Below are 23,355 nucleotides of genomic sequence, written 5' to 3'. Positions count from 1 at the left end.
CGCGTCGACTCCGCTCGGTCGCCGTCTCAAGAGTCGAACCGGCCGCCGAGATCGGATCGCCCGTCGATCCCCGGTGTCGGCGGCGGACTCCGTTTGTGGGCGGTTTCGACGACGAGGTCGGCCACGTCTGACGCCGTCTCGCGGTCGATCTCGAGGCCGTCGATGGCGTCGTCGATCGGCTGGCAGTCGTCGACGACGCGGGCCAGAAACGGGTCGACGCGCTCGTAGGAGACCCCGAGTTCGTCGGCGTCGGTCTGTCCGGCCCAGAATCCCGCCGTCGGCTCCTTGGAGACGATGCGCCGCGGAACGCCGACGCGTCTCGCGAGCGCTCGCACCTCGGTCTTGTAGAGATCTCCGATCGGATTGACGTCGACCCCGCCGTCGCCGAATTTGGTGAAGTACCCGAGCAACAGCTCCGACCGGTTCGCGGTCCCGAGGACGAGCCGCGACTGGCGGTTCGACACGTAGTACGCACAGAGCATTCGCAACCGCGCCACGGCGTTTCCGAGCGCGCGATTTCGCTCGTTCGGTCGCGTTCCGTCCGCCGGCGACTCGAAGCGGCTGGTGAACGCCTCCTCGAACGCCTCGAGCAGGGGACGCAGGTGGATCTCGTGGAACTCGATTCCGAGCCCTTCCGCGATCGTCCGGGCCTCGACGGCGTGAGGACGTTCGGTCTTGTGAACGGGCATGCCGAGTCCGACGACGCTGTCGCCGCCGAGCGCCTCGACGGCTAGCGTCGCGGTCAGCGTCGAGTCGATTCCGCCGCTCATTCCGACGACGACGCCGTTGGCACCCGCATCGTCGACCGTCGCCCGAAGGTGGCCGGCGATCCGTTCGCGCACTCGCTCGAGATGCCGGCGATCCGTCCTGAACGATCGTTTCTCGTTGTCGCCATTCTGGTAGACGGATGAACGCTTATGCACGCACACTTTCACTCATCCGAGTGCTTGAAACGAGATAGTAAAACATTTGTCCTCAAAATATACGTATTCCTTAAACAGCTAGTAGCCAACCGTGTGGGCGTCAGTCGCGTGACCGGATCGGTCTCGCCGTCCCGAAACGCTTCGATGGATACAATTATATTCTGTCACCTTCCACGGTGTGAACGATCGGTTCGCGTCCCCTATGTCCCTCCACCCAGACCGCACGCTTCGGCGGCGGATGATCGCCGCGCTCGGACTGATCGTCCTCCTCCCGTTCGTCTTCGTCTACACGTTCCTGTTTCTCGCGAACACCCTCGGCATCGCGCTTCTCGAGTGGGCCACCGAACGGCCGTATCACGGGGAGTTCTACGTCGATCCGATCGTTCTCACCGTCGTCGTGCTGGCCGGACTGGCCCTCCAGTACCGGTACGGCCCGCGAACGGCGCTCGGGTCGGTCGGCGCGCGCGTCGTCTCCAGCGACGAGTACCCGGACCTCCACGCGACGCTCACCAGACTCGCGGCCCAGGTCGACGCGTCGAAACCCGATCTCGCCGTCGTTTCCAGCGAGGTCCCCAACGCGTTCGCCGTCGCCGGCGGATCGATCCGCGGACTCCGCGGGGACGATCCCGGTGCGACGGGAACGGTGGTCGTCACGACCGGACTCATAGAGCGCCTCGAGGACGACGAACTCGAGGCCGTGTTGGCGCACGAACTCGCCCACGTGAAAAACCGGGACGCGAACCTGATGACTGTCGCGTGGTTGCTCCCGACGATCACCTACTATCTCGCGATCGCCGCCTTCTACGTTCTCTACGGCCTCTACCGGCTGCTCGGTGCCGGCGGCGGGAGTTCGCGTAGCGGAAACAGCGACGGACGGGGGCTGGCGGTCGCGATCGTCGTCATCGTCGTCTGCGCCGTCGTCACGCTCGCCGTCTCCGCGATGTTCTGGGCCGCGAGCGTCCTGCTCTACCGAGTTCTCTCGCGCCACCGCGAGTACGCCGCGGATCGCGCCGCGGCCGCGATCACCGGCTCGCCCGCCGCCCTCGCGAGCGCGCTCGAGACGCTCGACGAGACGATGCCCGAACTCCCCGACCGGGACCTCCGAAAGCTCGACGGCGGCACCGAAGCGCTCTACGTCGCCCCGCTCGAAGCTCGCGCGTTCGGCTCAAAGGAGCTGGTCAGCACCGACATCTTTCCGGACACCCACCCGCCGACCGAAGACCGGATCGACCGTCTTCGCGAACTCGCTCGCGAGACCGACGTCCCCTCCGAGGTGGCTCGTGGATGACCGACTCCGTCTCCCGCCGACGACTCCTGGCGTCGACCGGTACGGTCCTCGCGACGGGGCTCGCCGGCTGTGGCTACCAGCCCGCCGGCGGCGAACTGGACTGGCGCGACGACGCCGGCGGCAGTCCGGGATTCACCCGCACCAGCGACGAACGGTGGCTCGTCGACGACGCGTCGCTGTTCAGGATTCGCAATCGGAACGGGCGAGTCGTCGAACACGGAACCGGGTTCGTCGAGGTGGAGGACGCCTACGTCACCGTCTACGACTCGAAGGGAACGCGAATCTGGAGCGGCGCCGCCGAGACCCAGTACGCGGGCGAGCCGGCGGTCGCCGACGGTCGGGCGTACGTCCCCCTCGAAGACGGGCGGGTGACGGCGCTCGAGCGCGAACCCGCAACCGACGAGTGGGACGCCGGCACGGACGTCCGACGGCGATGGCGGACCGACTGGGACGGAGCCGACCGCTCGCTGATCGCGGATGACGCCCTGGTCGCGGGCGTTCACGCCGACGGGCTCGTCGCGTTCGACGCCGACGACGGAGCGACGCGGTTCGACCTCGGGCGCGAGGCGTTCGGCGGACGCCGGATCGTCGACGTCGCCGTCGGATCCGGGCGGGTGTGGGCGATCGGTACCGACGAAGGAACGGATGCCGACGAATCCGATGGGACGAACGACGATGCCGGCGGGACCGGAGCGGACCGCGAACCCGTGCTGTACGGCGTCACCGCCGACGGCGACGTCCGAACCGCCGCGTCGATCCCGGCCCCGCCCGGCTGGCTCGAGACGAGCGGATCGACCGCCGTCGTCGGCGTCGACGACGAAATTCTGGCGTTCTTCGACGGGGACGACCCCGCGTTCGTCGTCGAACTCGAGGGACCGACGGCGCGCGCGACGCCGCTGGTCGTCGAGGAGCGCGACCGACTCTACCACTACGCGGACGGAACGCTCGAGGCGGTCGACGTCGACGAGGGCCGGCGCGTCTGGTCCCGCGACGACTACTCGTTCCGGGAGCCGCCGGTCGCAGACGCCGACGGCGTCTACGGCCGCGGAACCGGTCCCGGAGCGACCGATTGCGGACTGGTCGCGATCACGCACGAGGGCGAACCGTGGTGGCACGTGCCGCCGCTCGAGGAACTCGGCTGCGCCGGCGACCTGCGTCTCGTCGGCGACCGACTCGTCGTGATCGCCGACGGCACGCTCTACGGGTTCCGGCGGCGGCCGGGTCGGCGGTACACGATCGCGCATCGGCTGTGATACCCACCGCTCGAGCCGTCGGACGTCGACTACGATAGCCACCGAAAACGAACCGCTCGAGAAGGGAGGGAACCGATTACGACGGCACGACGCTGATCGGCGCTTTCCGATCGATCGCCGCCTCGAGCTCGTCGGCGATCGCGCTTCCCCGCGAGACCTGAATCTCGCCCCCGCGGCTCACCGTCGCGGTGAAGAGGTAGTCGCCGTCGGCCTGGATCTCGACGGTTTCGCCGTGGTTGCCGTCGACCGGGATGACGATGTGGCGGGAGGTGATCTCCGGGGAGACCATCTGTCCGGCGGCCTCCTGGCCGCCGCCACCGCCGTTCGCGCTCGCGCTTCCGCCGCCGGCCCCGCGGTGGGGGTTCTCGTCGTGCGTGCGAACGTCGATGTCGATCCCCAGCCGGTTTTCGACGTCGGTGATGCGGCCGCCTCCTTTCCCGATGACGCTCGAGATGTCGTCTTCCTCGACGTAGACGACGGCTTTGTTCTGGCTCTTGAGCTGGACGTCGACGTAGCCGCGTGCGATCGAGCGGATCTCGCGTTCGATCTCCTGTTTGGCGATTCGGTCGACGCCGGTGTCGGTTCCGGGTCCGCCGTCGTCGTCTTTTAGCGGGACGGTGACGACCTGACGGTTGAAGGTGTAGATCTCGTACTCCGGCTCGTTCGTCTCGAAGTTCGTCACCTGGATCACGGGGCGGGCGAGGTCCTCCTCGGTGAGGCCGGCGGGAACTTTCACCTCCGTTCGGACGTCGTACACCGTGTGGACCGATCCGGCCTCGATGTAGACGACCGTGTCGACCACCTGCGGAATCATCCCGAGTTCGACGCGACCGACCAGCCGCTGGAGGGCGTCGATCGGTCGGGTCGCGTGGACGACGCCGATCATCCCGACGCCCGCCAGCCGCATGTCCGCGAAGACCTCGAAGTCGTCGGTCTTTCTGACCTCGTCGTAGATGGTGTAATCCGGCCGGACCATCAACAGCGCGTCGGCGGTCTTGGCCATCTGGCCGCTCAGTTCGGTGTACTGGGTGATGTCGGGACCGACCTGGAGGTCACGCGGTTTCTCCATCGTCTTGACCGCGTAATCGTGATCCGAGATGAAGCGAGCGACGGCCTGGGCGAACGTCGACTTCCCGGCACCGGGCGCACCCGAAATGAGAACGCCGCGCTGGCGCTCGAGCAACCGATCCTTCAGCTCCCGGGCGTTCTCGTAGTCCTCGAGGTCCGTCTGGGCGATCGGACGGACGGCGGTGATCTCGATCCCGTCGGAAAACGGCGGCCGGCCGATTGCGATCCGGTAGTCCCGAAACTGGACGATCTTCATCCCCGGCTCCGAGAGTTCGATGAATCCGTCGGGCGCTTCCTTCGCGCCGTCGACGACCTCGCGGGCGTACTCGTCCATCCTCTCCTCATCGAGGGGCTCGTCGGCGATCTCCTCGTAGTGCATCGAGCCGAGTTCGCCGCGTTTGGCTCGCGGGACGGCGTCGGTCTTGAGGTGGACGCTCATCGTCTCGTCGTCGAAGAACTCCTCGACGGCGAGCGTTCCGACGCGGCGGGTTTCGGGCGAGACGTGTCTGACGTCGAGTCCCTTCGCCTTCGCCACCTCGGCCTGGACGATGTCGCTCGTCACGAACGTCGCCTCGAGGTCCTCCGCGAGGTCGCGGATGAGCGCGTCGATCTCGCCCTCGGAGGCGTGGCCCCGCTCGATGGCGTCGGGGCGCTCGCCCACGTACACCAGGTCGATGGTCGCCTCGTCGGCGAGTTCGGCCAGCCGTTTCAGCTCTTCTAAGCCGTCCCAACCCGTCTCGATGCCGTCGTTGGCCTGCGCCTCGAGTTCCGCGACGACGGCTTCGGGAACCGAAATCGTCGCTCCCTCGAACTGCCCGTCTTCGATCATCGCCGACACGCGGCCGTCGATGACCACGCTCGTGTCCGGCACGACGTTCATACGGCCACTAGGGGATACAGCTTTTATATACCACGTGGTCGATTCCGCCTCGCGAGTCGCGTTCCCGGCGTCGGGCTACGCAACGTGATCCGATGCGGACGAGCCGTCATACGGTTTACCGTACGTCAGTTCCGGCGCACCCGCGACCCGGACGGCGGGTGCACCGGTACGGTACTCCGTATCACTCACGCCATCGGTCGTCGCGTGCGGCTTCCGCTCGCTCGCGGAACTCCTCGATCCGGTCGGTTAGCTCCCTGCCGACGAGGTACGCGAAGTCGTCGGGCATCAGTCCGGGCTGGACGTCGATCGTCACCATCGTATCGCAGTCCTCGACGATCTCCGGGGCCCACTTTCCTTCCGCCAGTTTCGACTCGTCCGTGACGACGGCCTCGCCGTCCTCGACGTCGATGAACGCCGTCACGGTGTTCCAGATGCGCGGATCGCTCGTGGTCGCCTCGTCGAACAACCCCTCGAGGCGCGATTCGGTAACCGGCTCGTCGCGGAGTTCGATCACGAGGTCCTCGGTCGCGTCCGCGATCTCGTCGCACCGTTCCGGATCGATCCCGGCGTCGTCGGGTTGTCCGGCGTCACTCGTCATCGGTCGTCCCTCCAGTCGGCGTCGACGATCATGGGTGAAGATACCGCGTTCGGCCCCGTAACTGCTTCGTCCCGCGGCGGGTCGGCCTCGCATCCCCGCCTCAGCCGCCGTCGCGCGACGCCCGCAGCAGCACGTCGGGCACCCAGCCCCGGTTCGGATCGGCCGTCTCGTCCATCCACTCGATCAGTCGTTTGCGCATCTCCCGTCGCACGCGCTCGTAGTCGGGGTGGTCGATCAGGTTCTGGAGTTCGCCGGAATCCGCCTCGAGATCGTACAGTTCGTCGACGTCGGGCCCGTTGTAGACGTACTTGTACCGCGCCGTCCGCACCATCCGCTGGCTGTAGAGGCCGAACTCGTCGCCGTGGTACTGGGCGAAAACGGAGTCGGGCCAGTCGCCGTCGTCGCGACCGGATCCGTCCCTGCCGTGACCGTCCTCGTCGCCCTCGAGCAGGGGGACGAGGCTGCGGGCGTCGAACGTTTCCGGAGCCGCCACGTCGGCCAGTTCGAGGAACGTCGGCGCGAGGTCGTGCAGGTGGACGGGGTGCTCGCAGACCGAGCCGGGATCGACGACGCCCGGCCAACGAACCTGCAGCGGGATTCGGTAGGTGTCGTCGTACATCAGCGGTCCCTTGTTGAACTGCCGGTGGCCGCCGACGAAGTCGCCGTGGTCCGAGGCGTGGACGACGACCGTCTCGTCGGCCAGGCCGTGCTCTTCGAGCGCCTCGAGGATCCGGCCGAGTTGATCGTCGATCAGCGTGACGAACCCCCAGTACTTCGCGACGGCCTCGGCCCACAGCTCCCAGTCGAAGTCGGCGACGCCGCGATAGGCGAGGTAGTTCTCGTGGACCCGCGGTTTCCCGTCGAACGTCTCCGCGTAGCTCGCCGGCGACTCGATCTCGCTCGGATCGTACATCGAGGCGTACGGCTCGGGGACGACGTAGGGATGGTGGGGGCCGTAGAAGTCCGCGCGGTGGAAGAACGGTCCGTCCCCGTCCACGCCGTCGAACTCGCCTCCGTCATCGGCGTGCGCCTCGATCGCCTCGATCGTCCGCTCCGCCAGGAACCAGGCTCGAGTCGCCTCGACGTCGATCGACGTCTTCGCGGCGACGAAGGTTCCGTCGTCGTCGCGGGGATCGTCGCCGGTGTAGAGCACCTCCTCGAGGTCGACCGAGCCGAGCGGAACGCCTCGCTCGCGCCGGTACTCCTCGAACGCCTCGTCGATGTCGTCGTGGTGGGTGTCGCTGCCACCGAGGTACGAGAAGCCGTACTCCTCGGGGGTTCGGTCGCGGCCGACGTGCCACTTGCCGGTGTAGGTACAGTCGTAGCCGTTCTCGGCGAGCAGTTCCGAAAACGTCGGCACGTCCGACGGCAGGTTCGCCCGGATCGCGTCGGCCTCGTGGCAGTTGTTCAGCATGCCGTGACCGTGGGGGAACTGCCCCGTCAGCAGCGACGCGCGAGCGCTCGAGCAGATGCTGATCGGCGTGAACGCCCGCGTAAACCGCATCCCGTCGCTCGAGAGAGCGTCCATCGCGTCGGTTTTCACCGGCGGTCCGTCGGGAGCGGAGACGTCGTACCGTTCCTGGTCGGTGAGCACGAACAGGACGTTCGGACGCACGTGGGTGTCGGCCATCGGGCGTCGTACACCGTCGCCGTAGTTAATGGTGGGACCCAGCCGACGACACCCCTGCTGAGGGCGGTTCACGTCGACCGACCGGCGGCGAAGCGGCCTCGAGCGTCGGTCATCGCCGTTGCCTCGAGCGCTGGCCGGTCGTCGGATCATCGGTACAACGGCTGGCGGTGAAACGACGCTCGGCGGACCGAGGGAGTTCGGCGCCGGAAGTTAGCGAACGACGACGACCGGAACCGTCGCACGGCGAACCACCGTCTCCGCGACGTTTCCGACGAGAAACCGGTGGGTCGCGCGGTTCCAGTCCTCGCCGTGGCTGCCGAGGACGATCGTGTCGTACCCGTCGGCCCGGTCGACGATATTCCGGGCCGGGTGACCGACGCCGACGATCGTCTCGAGCGCTCGATCCCGTTCGTCGGCGACCGCTCGAGCGCGATCGAAGACGGGTTCGGCGCGCTCGGCGGCCGCTTCGTTGATGTCGTCCTCGAGAGAGAGCCCGACCGCGTCGCCCATCATCATCGACGGGACGCCGACGACGTGGAGGACGGTGACGTCGGCGTCGGGGTGGGTGTCGAGGGCGTACTCGAGGGCGTGTTCGGCGTGTTCGGAGTCGTCCATCGGAACGAGGAGTGTCGAGAGCACACCGGGAAAGACGGCCTCCGGGTACCTAAATTCCGTGTCAGGCGACCCCCGGAACGAGCGTGAAAAAGCCGTAGGCGAGCAGCGTCGACATCGACGGCCCGATGATCCACATCGAGACGTACTTGATGACCGCCCGCGGGTTGAAGAGGTCGCCCGCGTCGAGGATCTCCTGGGGCTCTTCCTCGCCGATCGGCGGCGCGGGTTCCCCCTTCATCTCCTCGGCCGTGATCGCGCCCGGAACGATCTCCTGGTCGTCCACGTCGCGGGTGACGGCCTCGCGGACGGTGATCGGACGCGTCGCCCGCCCCCAGCCGATGCCGACGATCGTCATCACCGTCGCCATCACGAGACTGATCGGGATCCCGATCCAGGAGAGGATGGTCGTGATCGTGGACGCCGTCACCATGACGAACAGGGCCGCGAGCAGCGGAATTTCGCTCAGTTCGCCGCCGACGGACTCCATCGTTCGGCGGGCGATCGTGAACCCGCCGAGGCCGATCGCGAGCGTGGCGACGACGATCGCGATGTCCCGATCCAGACCGCCGACACCGCCGACGAGCGGCGCTGCGGCGTTCGGAACGTTGCTCGCGCCGGCGCTGAACGCCATGTAACAGCCGACGGCGAGGACGACTACCGTGGTGGCGAGCTCCCGTCGCGTCGTGTTCGGACCGAGCGCCGGTTTCGGCACCGTTCCCTCGTACTCGAGCGTCAGCAACGGCCCGTCGGACGTTTCGATCCCTATCCGCTGGTCGACTTCGGTGTAGACGTAGCGCCCGATAACCGCGCCGATCCAGAAGCCGATGATCGGCGTCACGATCCACCACGAGATGATCTCGGCGATCGTCTCGTAGTTGAGGGTGTCGGTCGCCAGCCCCAGTCCGGCGATCGCACCGACGGTCGTCATCGACGTCGGGACGGGGACGCCGAAGACGTTGGCGACGAGGATTCCGAGCCCGATGAAAAAGAGGACGGCGACGCCCGCCGCCAGCGTGAGATCGATCGTGATGATCCCCTCGCTGAGCGTATCCATCACGTTTCGACCGACGGTCCACCCGCCGAGGAAGACGAAAAACGTCATGATCGCCGCCGCGGTCGTCTTCTTGACGATCCCCGCGCCGACGGACGGGCCCCACGTGATCCCCGTCGACGAACCGCCGATGTTGAACCCGACGAAAATCGAGGCGACGACTCCGACCAACAGCACCGTTTCGACCATCGGCGAATAGTATATCGTTGTTGGTGAAATAAGTACAGGGATCCCTGATAAATCACTCACAGTATATTCTCGGTTCCGTATTCGATCACCGCCCACGCCGAACGTGAGACACGACCCGCGCTACAGTCCGTCCACTGCTGATCGGAACGGGACACTGCGATCGACACTCGAACGACGAGCGCTTCACGAACGGGGCTGACGTTCACACCGTTCTCGAGTCGGACGTGAGTCGCCGGAAGCGGTCATCGAACGATCTCTACTCGAGGGATCTCGAGACGTGACGTCCGGGACGACGGTGGGCCGTGACCGCCGGGTCACCGGACGACGACGACCGGTACCGGGGACCGCCGAAACACCTTCTCCGCGACGTTGCCGACGAAAATTCGGTCCGCGACGTTGCCGCCGTGGCTGCCGATCACGACCGTCTCGTAATCGGCGGCACGATCGACGATGGCGCGAACCGGATGTCCGAGGGCGACCCGAGTGTCGAGTTCGACGTCGTCGGCGTCCGCCGCGATTTCGCGCGCGCGTTCGAACACCTCCTCGGCGTGTTCGCGGGCCGACGCTTCGATATCGTCGGCGAGCGCGATGCCGGTCGCCCGCGCCCACATCGGCGACGGTTCGCCGACGACGTGGAGGGCGGTAATGTCGGCGTCCGGAAACACTTCGAGCGCGTACTCGAGGGCGCGTTCGCTCATTTCGGAGCCGTCCATGGGAACGAGTACGGCGTCGACCATACGCGACCTCCAACGTCGACGGGAATAAGCGCGATGGTGGGTCGATTCGTACGGACCGGTGTAAACCGTCGCCACGCGACACGGACGAGCCGCGGTCGTGTCGGGGAGATCGGTACGGTAGACCGTCTCAGAGCCCGAAGATCGGCACGAATCGGAACGTCGCGTACGCGCCGATCGTCGCGACGGCCGGGACGACGTTCTGCATGAGAACCACGCGGGCCGTCGTCGCCGGGTCGAAGAGATCCGACGCTTTCGGGATCCGTTCGGGTTCTTCCTCGTCGCCGATCGGCGGCAGTTCTTCGCCCTCTCGGTCGTCGGACAGCGCACCGACCGAAACCGGCGGCGACTCCTCGCCGCGGACGGCTTCGCCGACCGTTATCGGGCGGGTCGCCCGGCCCCAGCCGAGGCCGATGATACACATCGTCGCGATGATGACGAAACTCGCGGGGATGCCGATCGCGGAGAGGAAGATGACCAGCGAGGCGCTGACCGTCGCGGTGACGATCGCCGCCGTCAGCGGCAGCTCCGTGAGTTCGTTGCCCATCGTCTCGAGGGTCCGGCGCGCGATCGTGAACGTCCCGATGCCGACCGCGAGACAGCCGAGGATAATCGCGGGGTTCATCTCGAGTTCGCCGCTGCCGACCAGCGGCGCGACCGCGTTCGCGATGTTCGACGTTCCCGAACTGAACGCCATCAGACAGCCGATGACGATCACCAACACCACGCCGGCGGCTTCGCGCACGTTCGCGGTGTCGCTCAGGGTCGGCATCGGAACGATCCCGGAACGATCGACCTCGAACGGCGGCCCCTCGCTTCGATCCATCGCGAGCCGCCGATTGAGCGAGGCGTAGAAGTACCGGCCGATGACCAGCGAGACCCAGAAGCCGATGAACGGCGAGACGAGCCACCAGATCGCGATCTCGCCCATGACCGCCCAGTTGAGTTCGCCGGCCGCGAGAGCGAGGCCCGCGATCGATCCGACGGCCGTCATCGACGTCGACGCGGGGACGCCGAAGAAGTTCCCGATGAACAGCGCGACGCCGATGAAAAAGAGGACGGCGACGCTCGCCTCGAGCGTGAAGACGGCGGGATCGTAAACGAGGTCCCGGCCGAGGGTGTCGACGACCCGCCGACCGATCGTCCACGCACCGACGAAAAAGAAGATCGACATCAGCGCACCGGCCGCCGTCTTCGAGATGGCGTCGGCTCCGACGGCCGGCCCGAAGGCGGGACCGGTCGTCGCGCCGCCGATGTTGTAGCCGACGAAGATCGCGACGAGGATACCGACGAGGAGCAGCGTCGAAATCATCCGTGGACGCGAGGCGGACGCCGGTATTCAGGGGGATCGGTTCGCGCCGTCCGGGGCGCTCGGTTCGAAGTCGGCCGGGACTCCGCGAGGTTCCGATCGAGCGCCGGGCGTCTTCCCCCGCTCGATCGCGGGTCGAACGGCGGCCGTCGAACGCCGTCGGTGTCACCCGTCGGACGTCTCTTTCTCATCTGTCACCGTTTCCCCGAGTAGTTCCTCGAGTTCGTCCTCGCGCGGCCGGCGATCGATCCGTCGATCGACGGTCTCGATCTGTTCCTGGACCGCATCGACCTGTTCGCCGACCGTCTGCTCGACGGTTCGTTCGACCTGCTGGACCTGTTCGCCGACGGTTTCCTCGACCGTCTCCTCGATCTGTTCGCCGACCGTCCGCTCGACGGTCTCCTCGACCTGCTGGACCTGTTCGCCGACGGTTTCCTCGACCGTCTCCTCGACGGTCGTCGTCATCCACTCCGGATCGAACCGGGCCATCTTCCAGACGACGTGTAGCCCGTAAGCCACCAGCACGCCCAGTCCGAACGCTAACCCGACCAGCGTTCCGACCGAGACGATCAGGACGATCGAGACGAAAATCAGGACGCCGTAGGCGAGATCGATGATCGCGTCGATGCGACGCGGGTTCATCGCTCGAGGAGCCCCTCCGATACGATCGCGGCTGCGTTTCGGACACGATCGATATCCGCATTCATGACGTGGTTTCAGTTTATCGTACTGCGTGAAATCAGTTTGGGACGCTCCGGTCTCCGTCTTTCCGCGATGATCCGGAGTAGGTCTCTCGCATCTCGTCTACTGGTCCGATGATCGTGACGCGGGAGAAGGGACGAGGCACCGTCGCGCGGGTGCGACCTCGCGTCGCGTCCACCGCCGTCGACGCCGCGCTCGGAAGGATTCTCTCGTTCGACCGCCGTTCAGATGCCCCAGAAGAACGCGATCCCGAGCACGGTCACGATCGACAGCACGAACTGTAGCGGCGCGCCGACCCGAAAGTAGTCGGTGAAGCGGTAGCCGCCGGGCCCGTAGACGAACAGGTTCGTCTGGTAGCCGATCGGGCCCAGAAAGGCGGTGCTCGCGGCGAACGTGACCGCCATCACGAAGGCGAACGGGTTCGCTCCGATTCCGGCCGCCGCGGCCGCCGCGACGGGGATCAACAGCACGACGCTCGCGTTGTTGCTGATCATCTCGGTGATCAACCCCGTGGCGATGTAGAACAGCCACAGGACGACGATCGTCGGCAGGAACCCCGCCGTCGAGACGACGAGCCACGCGAGATACGACGCTCCGCCCGACTGCTCGAGGGCGATGCCGAGCGGAATCACCCCCGCGAGCAGGAAGATGATGTCCCACTCGACGGCGTCGTACAGCTCGTTCGGCTCGAGCACGCCGGTGACGACCATCGCGACGACGCCCGCCAGCGCCGAGACGAGAATCGGATAGAGCTCGAGGGCGGCGACCGCGACGACGCCGATCATGATGGCGATCGCGATCGGGGCCTTGTCCGCCCGGTACCCGGGTCGAGGCGGTTCGCGGGCGACGATCACGTCGTCGCGCCGCGAGAGCCGATCGAGCGTCTCCTGGGGTGCCTGGACGAGCAGCGTGTCGCCGACGTCGAGCCGGCGGCCCACGAGTCGCTCCTCGACGAGTTCGCCGTGGCGACGCATCCCGAGTACGGCCGCGCCGAACTCCTCGCGAAAGGTCCCGGGATCGAGGTGCTCGCCGACGAGCCGCGAATCGAGCGAGACGACGATCTCCGTGATCACGCCACCCTCCCCCTCCGTCTCGAGATCCGTACCCGACCGGGGGTCGCCGACGAGTTCGACGCCGGTCGCATCCTCGAGCGTCGCGATCGCGTCCCTGTCGGTGCGCACGACGAGCACGTCGCCCTCTCGGAGCCGGCTCACCTGTCGCGGCGCGATCGACCGATCGGCGTCGCGGACGATCTGGACGACGTCGACGTCCGCCCCCAGCGACGCTGTCGCGTCGCCGACGGTCGCTTCGGCCAGCGGCGAGCCGGGGACCACGGCGACTTCGGCGACGTAATCGCCGACCTCGTACTCCGCGAGGTAGTCCGCCCGCGGCGGCACGCGCTCGGGCAAGAGGTAGTGGCCGACGAAGATCAGGTAGAGCGCGCCGACGATCACGACGATCGCGCCGAGCTGGGTGAACTCGAACATCGAAAACCGGTGGAGTTCGGGATACTCGGCTCCGAGTCTGGCGCTGACGTCGCTCGCGAGGATGTTCGTCGACGTGCCGATGAGCGTGAGCATGCCGCCGACCTGCGAGGCGTACGAGAGCGGGATGAGCAGCTTCGAGGGCGAGGTGTTTCCGCGGTTCGCGACGTCGGTGACGACCGGCACCAACAGCGCGACGACCGGCGTGTTGTTCAGAACGCCCGACACGGGGCTCGTGACGACGATCGTCGCGAACAGCTGCTTTCGGATGCTGGTTCCCGCGAACGCTGCCATCCGTCGACCGAGTTCCTGGACGACGCCGGTCCGACTGACGCCGCCGCTGAGGATGAGCAGCGCGAGGACGGTGATCGTCGCGTCGCTCGAAAACCCCGAGATGCCGGTGGCCGGGTCGATCCCCGTCCAGGGCTCGAGCAGGATCAGGATCACGATCAGCAAGATCGCGGTGACGTCGATCGGCAGCCGCTCGGTGAGAAAGAAGACGAGCGCGAGCGCGACGACGCCGAGGACGACCAGGACGTCCGTCGTCAGTTCGGGTTGGGTCGCGGGCTCCTGGGCGAGGACCAGGCTCACCGCCATGACGCGGATCACACCGTCCCGACACGTATGTATTCTGTACCGAACGCGGACAGTGTCGAGTCGATGATCGTTCGCGCGACGAACCGTCGGTGGGTCGCGCCGTCGCGAATCGTCCCCCTTCGCGCCGCTCGAACCGTTCGGTTTCGTGCGGCGACGAACCGTCGCCTTTACTCGAGTCGCGCTCGCGCGGACCAGTATGAACGCGAGCGACGGAGCCGACGAGACGTTCGAAGTGATCCCGGCGGTCGACGTACAGGACGGCGAGGTCGTCCAGCTCGTCCAGGGCGAACGCGGCACGGAAACGACCTACGGCGACCCCGTGGAGGCGGCGCGGCGGTGGATCGACGCGGGGGCCGAGACGCTCCATTTGATCGACCTCGACGGCGCGTTCGAAGGCCGACGCGAGAACGCCGCCGCCATCGACGCCGTCGCCGAGGCCGTCGACGCCCGGACGCAACTGGGCGGGGGCATCCGAACCGTCGCCGACGCGGTCGACCTGCTCGAGCGCGGCATCGACCGGGTCATCCTCGGCACCGCGGCGGTCGAAAACCCGGAGATCGTCGCGGAGATCAGCGACGACCACCCCGAGAGCGTGGTCGTCAGCCTCGACGCGAAAGACGGCGAGGTCGTCGTCGAGGGCTGGACCGAAGGTGCGGGAGTCTCGCCCGTCGACGCCGCCGAGCGATACGAAGAGCTTGGCGCGGCCGCGATCCTCTTTACCAACGTCGACGTCGAAGGCCGGCTCGAGGGGGTCGCGACGGATCCGGTTCGGGAGCTCGTCGAGGCGACCGAGATTCCCGTGATCGCAAGCGGCGGCGTCGCGACGCTCGACGACGTCCGGGCGCTCGAGGAGGCCGGTGCCGCCGCCGTCGTGGTCGGCAGCGCGCTGTACGAGGGGAAGTTCACGCTCGAGGAGGCGCGGGCCGCGATCGAGTGAGACGGACTGCTGTAACGAGTTACGAACGCCAGAACGCGGGCGTCAACAGCACGAGCACAGGAACGATCTCGATGCGGCCGATCCACATCATCACGATCATCACGGTCCGCGAGGCGGTGGTAAAGCCGGCGTAGTTGTCCATCGGCCCGGCCATGCCGAACGCGGGGCCGATGTTGAGGAAGATCGACGCGGCCGCACCGAGGGCCTCGAACTCGCCGACGAACTCGCCGGCTCGAGCGGCGTCGACGACGAGGAAGACGGTGAGCAAAAAGAAGATGACGAGCGCCAGCATGACGTAGCCGAAGACGTCGTTGATCGTCTCCTCGGCGACGACGCCGTCGCCGAGGCGGATCGGGCGGACCGCCTCGGGGTGGACCGAGGTGAAGAGGTTTCTGCGGAACGCTTTGAGGACGATCAACCACCGCAGCGACTTGATCGAACAGGTCGTGCTGCCGGCCATCCCGCCGAGGAACATACAGAGAAAGAGCACGTGTTTCGCGCCGGGCGTCCAGAGGTCGAAGTCCGTCGAGGCGTAGCCGGTCGTCGTCACCAGCGAGACCACGTTGAACAGGCCGTGGCGGATCGTCGGCTCGAGGCCCTTGTCGATCTCGGGGTCGAACGCGAGGATAGCGACGACGATCGCGCCGAAGAACGCGAGCGTGCCCAGGTAAAACCGAAACTCCTCGGAGCCCAGCGGGCGATCGAACTCGCCCTGCGTGACGTAATAGAGGAGGACGAAGTTCGTCGAGCCGACGATCATGAAGGGCATGATCGACCACTGGACGATGGGTTCGAACGCGCCGACGCTCTGCGGTTCGGGCGAGAAGCCGGCCGTCGCGACGGCCGTGAACGCGTGCGAGACGGCGTTGAACAGCGACATGTTGGGCGCGAGTCCGACCAGGTGAAGGCCGTAAAAGACGGCGATCGCAAGGAGCGTGATGCCGACGTAGAGCCCCCAGATGAGCCGGGCCGTCTCGGAGATGTGCGGTCGGAGCTTCCGGACGTTTCTCGTCTGGGATTCGGTCTCCATGAGCTGGGCACCCCCGACCATCAGGTGCGAGAGGAGCCCGATCGCGACGACCAGGATTCCCAGCCCGCCGAGCCACTGGATGAGCTGTCGCCAGAGCAGGATGGCTCGCGACTGGTTCTCGAAGTCCCAGCCGTTCATGATCGTCGCGCCGGTCGTCGTCAGCCCGCTCGTGCTCTCGAACATCGCGTTGACGGGACCGTCGACGAGCCCGGAGAACGCCGAATTCCCGCCCGCACCAAGGCCCGCGACGAAAAACGGAACCGCGCCGACGGCGGCGACGCCGAGCCAGGTGAGCGCGACCATCAGAAACGACTCGCGCTGGCCGAGCTCGCGGTCGGTGCTGAGTCGCTCGAGGCCGATCCCGACCGCGATCGTGACGGCGATGGCGGCGAGAAACGGGACCGGATCGTCGCCGTCGAGCAGCGAGAGTCCGAGCGGAACGGCGAGCGCTACGGCGAGCCACTTCAGCACCGTTCCGGTGAGACTGCAACTCGAGCGCCAGTCGACGCGAATCCTCATCGATCAGTTCATCCTGAGTGCGGGAGCGAAATAACCGATTCGGAGACGATCGGTCGCCGAGAAGTGCCGGATCGGCATCGAGGCGACGGAGTCGAGGGGCATCGAGGGCGAAATCGGTGGCGTTCGAAGGAAGGCGAGTTCTCGAGTGCACCCGGCCGGGGGCGGTCGCTGGTTGCGCGCCGTGGAGCGGTCACTCCCGATTGTAGCCGTGGCCGGCGTAGAGCGCGACCGCGTTGATCCCGAGGAGGGTGACGAACGTGAGCGTCACGGACGGATCGCCGAGACCCTGCGCCAGCAGGGGGAGATGGACGAACGGCAGCGCGATGGCGACCCAGAACGAGAGGAACTGGGCGGGGCCTTTCAGCGAGCGACCGGGACGGCGTCCCTCGGATTCACGGTCCGCATCAGGGCTCGAGGGACCGATGGATTCGTTCGGGAGCGGGGAGTGGTTGGACATCGAATCGAATCACCTCTTCAGTACGAACGACATTCGTCGCATCCATCATATAATCGGACGAATATTGGTTCCGTTTCGACCCGTTTTACCCCGGTAGGGTGCAGTAACCGACGTTTCGAGACCGTTCTAGATTCGAGTAAACGTTTTATAAAACCTTCTGGGACTTTCGATCGGATTCGTTTCCGAATCTGCAAAACGCGCGCGTCGATTCGTATCGGTTCGGTGAACAATCGGCGGCGAGCGGAGTCGGCACGCGTCGGAATCGGCCGTCCCGGCCGGCGTCGAATCGGGAGCGACCGCCGAGCGCAATCACCTTGTACCGGGAGGGCCTTCGCTCGAGCATGAGCGAGCGAACGGCGACCGTGACGCGCGAGACGGGCGAGACGTCGATCGAGTGTGCCGTGACGATCGACGGCGACGGGACGGCCGCAGTCGACACCGGGATCGGCTTCTTCGATCACATGCTGACGTCGTTCGCCAAACACGGCCTGTTCGACCTCGAGGTCGACTGCGACGGCGACCTCGAGATCGACGACCACCACACGGTCGAGGACGTCGCCATCGTCCTCGGAGCGGCCATCGACGAGGCGCTCGGCGACCGATCGGGAATCGTCCGGTACGCGGACCGGCGCGTCCCCCTGGACGAAGCCGTCGCCGGGGCCGTCGTCGACGTCAGCGGCCGTCCGCGGTGGTACTTCGAGGGGACGTTCTCCCAGGAGCAGATCGGCGAGTTCACGAGCGACATGGCCAGACACTTCGGCGAGTCGCTGGCGATGAACGCCGGACTGACGCTGCACGTCGAGGTCGACGGCGAGAACGCCCACCACGAGGTCGAGGCGCTGTTCAAGGCGCTCGCGCGGGCGCTCGACGACGCGACCAGGATCGACGAGCGCCGGACGGGAACGCCGAGCACGAAGGGGACGCTGTAGGGACGTCGCTCCGCCGGAGGGATCGCGGGTTTTCCGGAGACGAGCGCGGGCAGCGACCGCCGTGGACGGACGTCAGGGCCGGTGGAGCGTTCCGTTTCGGTCGGCGAACTCGCCGTTCTCGATCGCGTGGTCGACGATCGCGCCGGCGTCCTCGGCCTCGAGGTCGTACGCGCCCGCGATCAGCTGTTCGACGGCGTCACGTTCCATCGGGAAGTCTCGGTTTCGAAGCAATCGGACGCCTTTCGCGTACGCCCGCGGCGGACGATCGGGGGTCGACGCGGCCGCGGTCGACGCCGACGCTCGAGCGTCGGCGGCCCCGTTTTCGTCGCGCTCGTCGTCTGTTTCGTCCGTCGCATCCGGACGGACGCTCTCGATCGTCTCCGTCGCGTCCGACGAGCGGCCGGCCGCGAACTCGTCGGTCGCCGCCGTCGATCGATCCGCGGCGGTCGGCGACGAGTCGGTTTCGGTCGTCTCAGTCGTCGGATCGCCGCCTTCCGACGACTCCGTCGTCGCGTCGGCCGCGGAATCGTCGTCGAACGTGATCCCCCCGCTCGAGGACGCTCCGGCCGAGCGATCGGCGTCGGGTGACGACACGGTCGCGTTCGAACTGCCCGTCCGCTCGGGCCGTTCCGTCGAGTCGCCCGCCGACGCGACCACGGTTCCGGACGACTCGCCGTCGGCGTCGACGCCCAACCGGGCGAGCAGCGGTTCGAGCAGCGTCTCGAGTCGGTTCCGACAGTCCAAACAGAGGACGACGCGTCGTCGCTCGCCGTCGGCGGGGTCGAGTTCCGCCGGAACGGCCTCGAAGGCACCGACGGCCTCGGCGTCACAGAAGTCACAGCTTCGAAGTTCGCGCATGCTCGGCGGTAGTACGCCGGTGCCTAAAAACGTCAGTCAGACGGACGAGCGCTCGAGCGACGAGAGGTGTCGGCGGCGATCGCCACGACGGAGAGCGGCGATCACCGCAGTTATACTCGAGCGCGCGTAGATCCGAACGAATGTTCGACGAGATCATGGAGAAGTTCGAGGGATCGCCGAGCCAGCAGGCGGTGATTCGACTGTTGCTCGAGCGCGGCTTCTCCGTCAACGACGACGGCAGGGTCGTATCGGGCGGCATCGAGATTCCGAACACGGGGATCGCCCGCGAGATCGGCGTCGACCGCCGCGTCGTCGACTCGACGACGGACGTCATCCTCGAGGATCCCGAACTCCGGCGAATTTTCCAGAACATCTCGCAGGTGCCGAGTCTGATGGACCTCGCGCCCGTGCTGGATCTGACCGTGCTCTCGATCGCGGTCGACGACGCCGAGCAAAAGGGGATCGTCGCCGGCGTCACCGGCACGCTGGCCGACAACGACGTCTCGATTCGCCAGACGATCAGCGAAGACCCGGAGTTCACCGACGAGCCCCGGCTCTACCTCATCACCGACCAGAAGCTGCCCGGCGAGGCGATCACCCAGATTCGCAACCTCGAGTTCGTCCGCAAGATCGAGATTCAGTGAGCGGTCCTCTCACTCGACCCGCGGAACGTCGTTGTCGTCGAGGATCGTCGCGAGCGTGCTCGACAGCTCCTCGAATCGCTCCATCGAGAGGTCGTCCGTCGTGACCCAGACGCCGTGGTCGCCCCGGATCACGCGCGTCAGGTAGCCGTTTTCGAACATCCGGATCGTCGCCCCGTACTCCCCGAGTTGCGTGTTCCGGTAGGCCGACTGCGAGCGAAAGCCCAGCCGTTCGTGATCCGCGAAGCCGACGAGGTCGGCCGTCTGCTCGAGGCCCGACCGGAGGTACAGCTGTTCGACCAGGTCCTCGGTGAAGTAGGTGATGCTGCGGAGTTCGTCGCCGACGGTCGTTCGACAGGCGCTGCGGAGTTCCTCCTCGAACGCCCGCTCGAGTGACTCGGATTTCATGCCCCACAGTAGCACACCCGGGGTAAATAGCGTAGCGGATGCGGCGACCGCGGTGGATGGGCGGGCAAACCGCGGTCGGGCTGGACGGAGCGACCGCAGCGGATCGGACGGGGCGACCGCAGACGGGTGGACGGAGCGACCGTAGTGGACGGACGAGGCGACCGATGCGCTCTTTTCGCCGGACGGAGTAGCCCGGATATGGTCGAACGCGGCGTCGGCGCGGGACCCGGCGGCGACCTCCCGCGGGAGCGCTCGAGCGGCGGCGAAGCTCCGGGTGGTCGGTCGCCGTGAGCCGAACCTTCCGCACCGTCGCGGAGCCGGCGACGGCCGAGTTCGTCGTCCGGGGCTCGGAGTTCCTCGGCCGCGTCCGGCCGGTCGACTCGGTCGACGACGCCGAGGCGTTCGTCGACGCCGTCCGCGAGGAGTACGACGACGCCACCCACAACGTCCCCGCCTACCGGGTGCGCGCCGGCGACGACGGCGAGTTCCTGCGGGAGTACTCGAGCGACGACGGCGAGCCGTCGGGATCGGCCGGAAAGCCGGCGCTGAACGTGCTCGTCCAGCGGGAGCTCGAAAACTGCGCGGTCGTCGTCACCCGCTACTACGGCGGCACCAACCTAGGCGTCGGCGGCCTCGTCCGGGCGTACTCGCGGGCGACGAAGGAGGCGATCGAGGCGGCGGGTATCGTCGAGCGCCGCCCACACGAGACCGTCTCGGTCACCGTCGAGTACGACGACTCGGGGACGGTTCGGTCCGTCCTCGAGAGCGAGGGCTACGAGTTCGAAGCCGAGTACGGGGCCGACGTCTCCTTTTCCGTTCGCGTCCCGCTCGCGGAGAGCGCGTCGCTTCGGGATCGGCTCAACAGCGCGACCAGCGGCCGAGTCGACCTCGAGTGAACGGATGGGGAGTCTGCCGCTCGAGCGAGGTGGGGAGTCGGCCGCTCGAGCGGGCTGGTAGTCGACCCTCCAGCGCCGGCCGTCGAAAAATCGGCAGCGGTCCGCTACGGTTCGTCGCCGTCGTGCTCGAGGACGTCGCCGGGGACCCGACAGCCACAGGGGGTGGCGACGTGGGTGGTCGGGCCGGTACTCGAGACGATGGCGATGGGGGTCCCACAGCGGGGACAGCGCGTCGGGCCGTCCTCGTCGGCCCCGCCAGGATCGACGGATTCGAAGGGGTCGTCCGCCCAGAAACAGCCCGTCATCGAGACCTCACGGCTCGAGGCGGATTCGTCGAGCGGAACGAACGCGGCGGCTCGAGCGGGACGCGACGCCACGCGAGGGCGGGCGCTCGAGACGGCGTTGTGGGGGACCGGGACCGCTTCGAGGCCGTTCGAAACCGCGTCGTGGTGACTCGAGGCGTCCCCGTGGACGCTCGAGGCGTCGCAGCTCGAGGCGGCGTTTCGGTTCGCTGGCGGTCGCTTCTGGTTCGTGAACGGTACGCTCGTCGTGCGAGACGTTTATATCTCGCGAGCAGGAATGCAAACATGGCTTTCGAAGCCGGATGAGCTTGGAAGCCAGCTTCGGGTGTTCCCGCACCCGGGGCGTTTCAGCGCACGCCCTCGCGGCTCGTTGGAACTGACTTCCATCGTAGAATTCCACGTAATGGCTATTATAATTTCCGATGAATGAGTGAATAATTGTTGGCGATGTCGGACCGAAGACTCGAGTTCGCGATCACGGCCGACGGATTTTCCGGGGACTCGAGGATACTCGAGTAGAGAAATATCGGGTGAAATCGGTAGTAGAAGCGCCACCATCTATTACTTCGAAAATCAAAGTATTGGCTCGAGAGGCTCAGTTGTGGCTCACGCGTCCTTCGTCTTACGAAGGCTACGGATCGGGGTACAACGGAGCCGGCAGAGACGGATCCACAAATACTTCGAAAGTCAAAGTAATGGCTGGAGGAGTCGAGGTATCGTCCGCTCGAGCGTTCTGCTCGCACGAAACACGGGGAGCAGCCTCGTCCTCCCCAGCCGGTCGCTCCCTGCGGTCGCTCACCCTCGCGCGATGTCGCCTCGCGCCTCGCGATCGCTCGCCGCGAGCCAGCGCGCGCCGGGGAGAACGGACGTGCGAGCACGGGCGGATCGTCGCAGCCTCGCACCGTCGTGTCGCACGGCGGTTCGCTTACGGGGATCGGTCCGTCAGGACGGCTCGAGCCACCAGTCGGGATCTTCTCACTCGAATGCACGACCGTTCTATAGTCTCGAGAAGTGCGTCGTGGGGAGCGTTAATGCGTTGTACCGGTCCCTCTCACAACCTCGAGTGGATCGTCTCGGCGGTCTTCGTCCCGACGCCGGGGACGCTCGTGAGGTCCTCGATCGACGCCTCGCGGACGTTCTCGACGCTGCCGAAGCGCCCGAGCAGCCGCTTTCGCGTCTCGGGGCCGACGCCGGGGACGTCGTCGAGGACCGTCTTCACCTCGTCGCGGACCGTCCGGTGGTACTGCACCGCAAAGCGGTGGGCCTCGTCGCGCACGCGCTGGAGGAGGTGCAGGTGGGGGGCGTCCGACGGCCAGGCGAACTCGCGGTCGGGCGTGATCACCCGCTCTTCGGCCTTCGCGAGCGCGATCGCGGGCACGTCCCAGCCGACGTCGGAAAGCGCCGTCCGGGCGGCCTCGAGCTGGCCCTCGCCGCCGTCGATCACCAGCAGGTCGGGATCGGGGCGGTCGTCGCGACCCTCGACGGCCCGGCGCGCGCGCCACGCGAGGAGTTCGCGCATGTTGTCGTAGTCGTCGTTCTGCTCGAGGAGCTTCTTCCGGCGGTAGTCGGCCGTTTCGGCGCTGCCGTCGACGAACGTCACGTTGCTGCCGACCGCGGCCTTCCCCTGGGCGTGGCTCACGTCGAAGCCCTCGATCCGGCTGGCGGCGTCGATCTCGAGGGCGTCGGCGAGCATCCCGCACTCGTCGCGGCCGCCGACGTTCCGCCGAGCGTTCTTCAGCGCGAGTTCGACGAGTTTCGCCTCCCGGCCCGCGCCGGGGACCCGAACCGCGACGCCTTCGGCCTCGAGCCAGGCGGCCACCTCGTCGTCGCCGTGGCGTTCGGGCAACAGGAGGGCGTCGGGGAGCTCGCGCTCGGCGTAGTACTGCACGAGGAAGGCCGCGAGCACCGCGGGGACGCCGCCGCGTTCGCCGTCATCTTGATCGGATTGCCCGCGATTTCGACGTCGGCGTCGGCACCGGGCTGGTCGACGGCAACCAGCATTCCTCGTGTGTGAACGTGAGGATCGTCGAAGATGTCGTCGGTCGTCTGGACCGGGG

21 protein-coding genes and 2 pseudogenes are annotated in these 23,355 nt (G+C 67.0%); 6 read left to right on the top strand and 17 right to left on the bottom strand.

The features are described 5' to 3' along the window. Positions 1-26: 26 nt before the first annotated feature. On the bottom strand, positions 27-929 hold the full coding sequence (locus tag EA472_RS18630; protein WP_124193051.1) for an NAD+ synthase: 903 nt from the start codon (positions 927-929) through the stop codon (positions 27-29). Between the two features lie 196 nt (positions 930-1,125). On the opposite strand from EA472_RS18630, the gene EA472_RS18625 reads away from it, so the two are divergent. After that, a complete protein-coding gene (locus EA472_RS18625) occupies positions 1,126-2,211 on the top strand; it encodes a M48 family metalloprotease (RefSeq protein ID WP_243637901.1) in 1,086 nt (361 codons plus the stop codon). Continuing rightward, positions 2,208-3,464, top strand: a complete 1,257-nt coding sequence (locus EA472_RS18620; protein ID WP_124193012.1) for an outer membrane protein assembly factor BamB family protein — start codon at positions 2,208-2,210, stop codon at positions 3,462-3,464. Before EA472_RS18625 ends, EA472_RS18620 begins: the two co-directional genes overlap by 4 nt. A gap of 76 nt (positions 3,465-3,540) precedes the next feature. Here the strand turns inward: EA472_RS18620 and EA472_RS18615 are convergent, their stop codons facing one another. The 9 genes from EA472_RS18615 to EA472_RS18575 all read right to left on the bottom strand — a co-directional run bounded on the left by EA472_RS18615 (position 3,541) and on the right by EA472_RS18575 (position 14,321). After that, positions 3,541-5,412: a PINc/VapC family ATPase gene (locus EA472_RS18615; protein WP_124193011.1), complete on the bottom strand. Its 1,872-nt coding sequence runs from the start codon at positions 5,410-5,412 to the stop codon at positions 3,541-3,543. A 181-nt stretch (positions 5,413-5,593) separates the two neighbouring features. Continuing rightward, on the bottom strand, positions 5,594-6,010 hold the full coding sequence (locus tag EA472_RS18610) for a hypothetical protein (protein ID WP_124193010.1): 417 nt from the start codon (positions 6,008-6,010) through the stop codon (positions 5,594-5,596). A 100-nt stretch (positions 6,011-6,110) separates the two neighbouring features. Beyond that, positions 6,111-7,640: a sulfatase-like hydrolase/transferase gene (locus EA472_RS18605; protein ID WP_124193009.1), complete on the bottom strand. Its 1,530-nt coding sequence runs from the start codon at positions 7,638-7,640 to the stop codon at positions 6,111-6,113. Positions 7,641-7,850: 210 nt separating this feature from the next. Next, complete coding sequence (locus EA472_RS18600; protein WP_124193008.1) at positions 7,851-8,279, bottom strand: universal stress protein; 429 nt, start codon at positions 8,277-8,279, stop codon at positions 7,851-7,853. 37 nt (positions 8,280-8,316) lie between these two features. Further along, positions 8,317-9,495 (bottom strand): inorganic phosphate transporter, encoded by a 1,179-nt coding sequence (locus EA472_RS18595; protein WP_124193007.1) that lies wholly within the window; start codon positions 9,493-9,495, stop codon positions 8,317-8,319. Between the two features lie 314 nt (positions 9,496-9,809). After that, positions 9,810-10,232 carry a universal stress protein gene (locus EA472_RS18590; protein ID WP_124193006.1) on the bottom strand — a complete coding sequence of 141 codons (423 nt, stop codon included), beginning with the start codon at positions 10,230-10,232 and terminating at the stop codon, positions 9,810-9,812. Between the two features lie 127 nt (positions 10,233-10,359). Next, positions 10,360-11,541 (bottom strand): inorganic phosphate transporter, encoded by a 1,182-nt coding sequence (locus EA472_RS18585; RefSeq protein ID WP_124193005.1) that lies wholly within the window; start codon positions 11,539-11,541, stop codon positions 10,360-10,362. A 162-nt stretch (positions 11,542-11,703) separates the two neighbouring features. Next, the gene (locus EA472_RS18580; protein ID WP_124193004.1) at positions 11,704-12,180 is read right to left on the bottom strand and encodes a hypothetical protein; all 477 of its coding nucleotides are present in this window, start codon (positions 12,178-12,180) and stop codon (positions 11,704-11,706) included. Between the two features lie 284 nt (positions 12,181-12,464). Next, entirely contained in the window at positions 12,465-14,321 is a 1,857-nt protein-coding gene (locus EA472_RS18575; protein WP_124193003.1) for an SLC13 family permease, read from the bottom strand. 196 nt (positions 14,322-14,517) lie between these two features. On the opposite strand from EA472_RS18575, the gene hisA reads away from it, so the two are divergent. Beyond that, entirely contained in the window at positions 14,518-15,258 is a 741-nt protein-coding gene (gene hisA, locus EA472_RS18570; RefSeq protein ID WP_124193002.1) for a 1-(5-phosphoribosyl)-5-[(5-phosphoribosylamino)methylideneamino]imidazole-4-carboxamide isomerase, read from the top strand. A 19-nt stretch (positions 15,259-15,277) separates the two neighbouring features. Here the strand turns inward: hisA and EA472_RS18565 are convergent, their stop codons facing one another. Then, a complete protein-coding gene (locus EA472_RS18565; RefSeq protein WP_124193001.1) occupies positions 15,278-16,807 on the bottom strand; it encodes a TrkH family potassium uptake protein in 1,530 nt (509 codons plus the stop codon). Between the two features lie 190 nt (positions 16,808-16,997). Then, positions 16,998-17,264 carry a hypothetical protein gene (locus tag EA472_RS18560; protein WP_124193000.1) on the bottom strand — a complete coding sequence of 89 codons (267 nt, stop codon included), beginning with the start codon at positions 17,262-17,264 and terminating at the stop codon, positions 16,998-17,000. Between the two features lie 341 nt (positions 17,265-17,605). Here EA472_RS18560 and hisB point away from each other — a divergent pair, with 341 nt between their 5' ends. Continuing rightward, positions 17,606-18,193: an imidazoleglycerol-phosphate dehydratase HisB gene (gene hisB, locus EA472_RS18555; protein ID WP_124192999.1), complete on the top strand. Its 588-nt coding sequence runs from the start codon at positions 17,606-17,608 to the stop codon at positions 18,191-18,193. Positions 18,194-18,265: 72 nt separating this feature from the next. Here the strand turns inward: hisB and EA472_RS18550 are convergent, their stop codons facing one another. Continuing rightward, a complete protein-coding gene (locus EA472_RS18550; protein ID WP_124192998.1) occupies positions 18,266-19,051 on the bottom strand; it encodes a hypothetical protein in 786 nt (261 codons plus the stop codon). 140 nt (positions 19,052-19,191) lie between these two features. Between EA472_RS18550 and EA472_RS18545 the strand changes: the two genes are divergently transcribed. Beyond that, entirely contained in the window at positions 19,192-19,695 is a 504-nt protein-coding gene (locus tag EA472_RS18545) for an amino acid-binding protein (protein WP_124192997.1), read from the top strand. Between the two features lie 9 nt (positions 19,696-19,704). On the opposite strand, the gene EA472_RS18540 is transcribed toward EA472_RS18545, so the two are convergent. Next, on the bottom strand, positions 19,705-20,100 hold the full coding sequence (locus EA472_RS18540; RefSeq protein ID WP_124192996.1) for a DUF7522 family protein: 396 nt from the start codon (positions 20,098-20,100) through the stop codon (positions 19,705-19,707). 287 nt (positions 20,101-20,387) lie between these two features. Here EA472_RS18540 and EA472_RS18535 point away from each other — a divergent pair, with 287 nt between their 5' ends. Continuing rightward, the gene (locus EA472_RS18535; RefSeq protein ID WP_124192995.1) at positions 20,388-20,996 is read left to right on the top strand and encodes an IMPACT family protein; all 609 of its coding nucleotides are present in this window, start codon (positions 20,388-20,390) and stop codon (positions 20,994-20,996) included. Positions 20,997-21,100: 104 nt separating this feature from the next. Here EA472_RS18535 and EA472_RS18530 read toward each other — a convergent pair whose 3' ends face one another. The 3 genes and pseudogenes from EA472_RS18530 to EA472_RS23090 all read right to left on the bottom strand — a co-directional run. Continuing rightward, positions 21,101-21,373: a hypothetical protein gene (locus EA472_RS18530; RefSeq protein WP_243637900.1), complete on the bottom strand. Its 273-nt coding sequence runs from the start codon at positions 21,371-21,373 to the stop codon at positions 21,101-21,103. 976 nt (positions 21,374-22,349) lie between these two features. Then, a pseudogene (locus tag EA472_RS18525) lies at positions 22,350-23,225 on the bottom strand (helix-hairpin-helix domain-containing protein); the annotation flags it as partial. Positions 23,226-23,227: 2 nt separating this feature from the next. After that, positions 23,228-23,355: pseudogene (locus EA472_RS23090) on the bottom strand (CoA transferase); the annotation flags it as partial.

Source organism: Natrarchaeobius oligotrophus, assembly GCF_003841465.1.
GTDB classification, from domain to species: Archaea; Halobacteriota; Halobacteria; order Halobacteriales; family Natrialbaceae; genus Natrarchaeobius; species Natrarchaeobius oligotrophus.
The sequence above is the reverse complement of the archived record's forward strand: the minus strand, read 5'-3'. Positions and strand labels throughout refer to the sequence as shown.

Bases quoted from the DNA above. Each gene is read 5' to 3' on its own strand.
- EA472_RS18625 (WP_243637901.1), top strand. From the start codon at position 1,126: ATGTCCCTCCACCCAGACCGCACGCTTCGGCGGCGGATGATCGCCGCG.
- EA472_RS18620 (WP_124193012.1), top strand. From the start codon at position 2,208: ATGACCGACTCCGTCTCCCGCCGACGACTCCTGGCGTCGACCGGTACG.
- EA472_RS18615 (WP_124193011.1), bottom strand. From the start codon at position 5,412: ATGAACGTCGTGCCGGACACGAGCGTGGTCATCGACGGCCGCGTGTCG.
- EA472_RS18610 (WP_124193010.1), bottom strand. From the start codon at position 6,010: ATGACGAGTGACGCCGGACAACCCGACGACGCCGGGATCGATCCGGAA.
- EA472_RS18605 (WP_124193009.1), bottom strand. From the start codon at position 7,640: ATGGCCGACACCCACGTGCGTCCGAACGTCCTGTTCGTGCTCACCGAC.
- EA472_RS18595 (WP_124193007.1), bottom strand. From the start codon at position 9,495: ATGGTCGAAACGGTGCTGTTGGTCGGAGTCGTCGCCTCGATTTTCGTC.
- EA472_RS18590 (WP_124193006.1), bottom strand. From the start codon at position 10,232: ATGGTCGACGCCGTACTCGTTCCCATGGACGGCTCCGAAATGAGCGAA.
- EA472_RS18585 (WP_124193005.1), bottom strand. From the start codon at position 11,541: ATGATTTCGACGCTGCTCCTCGTCGGTATCCTCGTCGCGATCTTCGTC.
- EA472_RS18580 (WP_124193004.1), bottom strand. From the start codon at position 12,180: ATGAACCCGCGTCGCATCGACGCGATCATCGATCTCGCCTACGGCGTC.
- EA472_RS18575 (WP_124193003.1), bottom strand. From the start codon at position 14,321: ATGGCGGTGAGCCTGGTCCTCGCCCAGGAGCCCGCGACCCAACCCGAA.
- hisA (WP_124193002.1), top strand. From the start codon at position 14,518: ATGAACGCGAGCGACGGAGCCGACGAGACGTTCGAAGTGATCCCGGCG.
- EA472_RS18565 (WP_124193001.1), bottom strand. From the start codon at position 16,807: ATGAGGATTCGCGTCGACTGGCGCTCGAGTTGCAGTCTCACCGGAACG.
- EA472_RS18560 (WP_124193000.1), bottom strand. From the start codon at position 17,264: ATGTCCAACCACTCCCCGCTCCCGAACGAATCCATCGGTCCCTCGAGC.
- hisB (WP_124192999.1), top strand. From the start codon at position 17,606: ATGAGCGAGCGAACGGCGACCGTGACGCGCGAGACGGGCGAGACGTCG.
- EA472_RS18550 (WP_124192998.1), bottom strand. From the start codon at position 19,051: ATGCGCGAACTTCGAAGCTGTGACTTCTGTGACGCCGAGGCCGTCGGT.
- EA472_RS18545 (WP_124192997.1), top strand. From the start codon at position 19,192: ATGTTCGACGAGATCATGGAGAAGTTCGAGGGATCGCCGAGCCAGCAG.
- EA472_RS18540 (WP_124192996.1), bottom strand. From the start codon at position 20,100: ATGAAATCCGAGTCACTCGAGCGGGCGTTCGAGGAGGAACTCCGCAGC.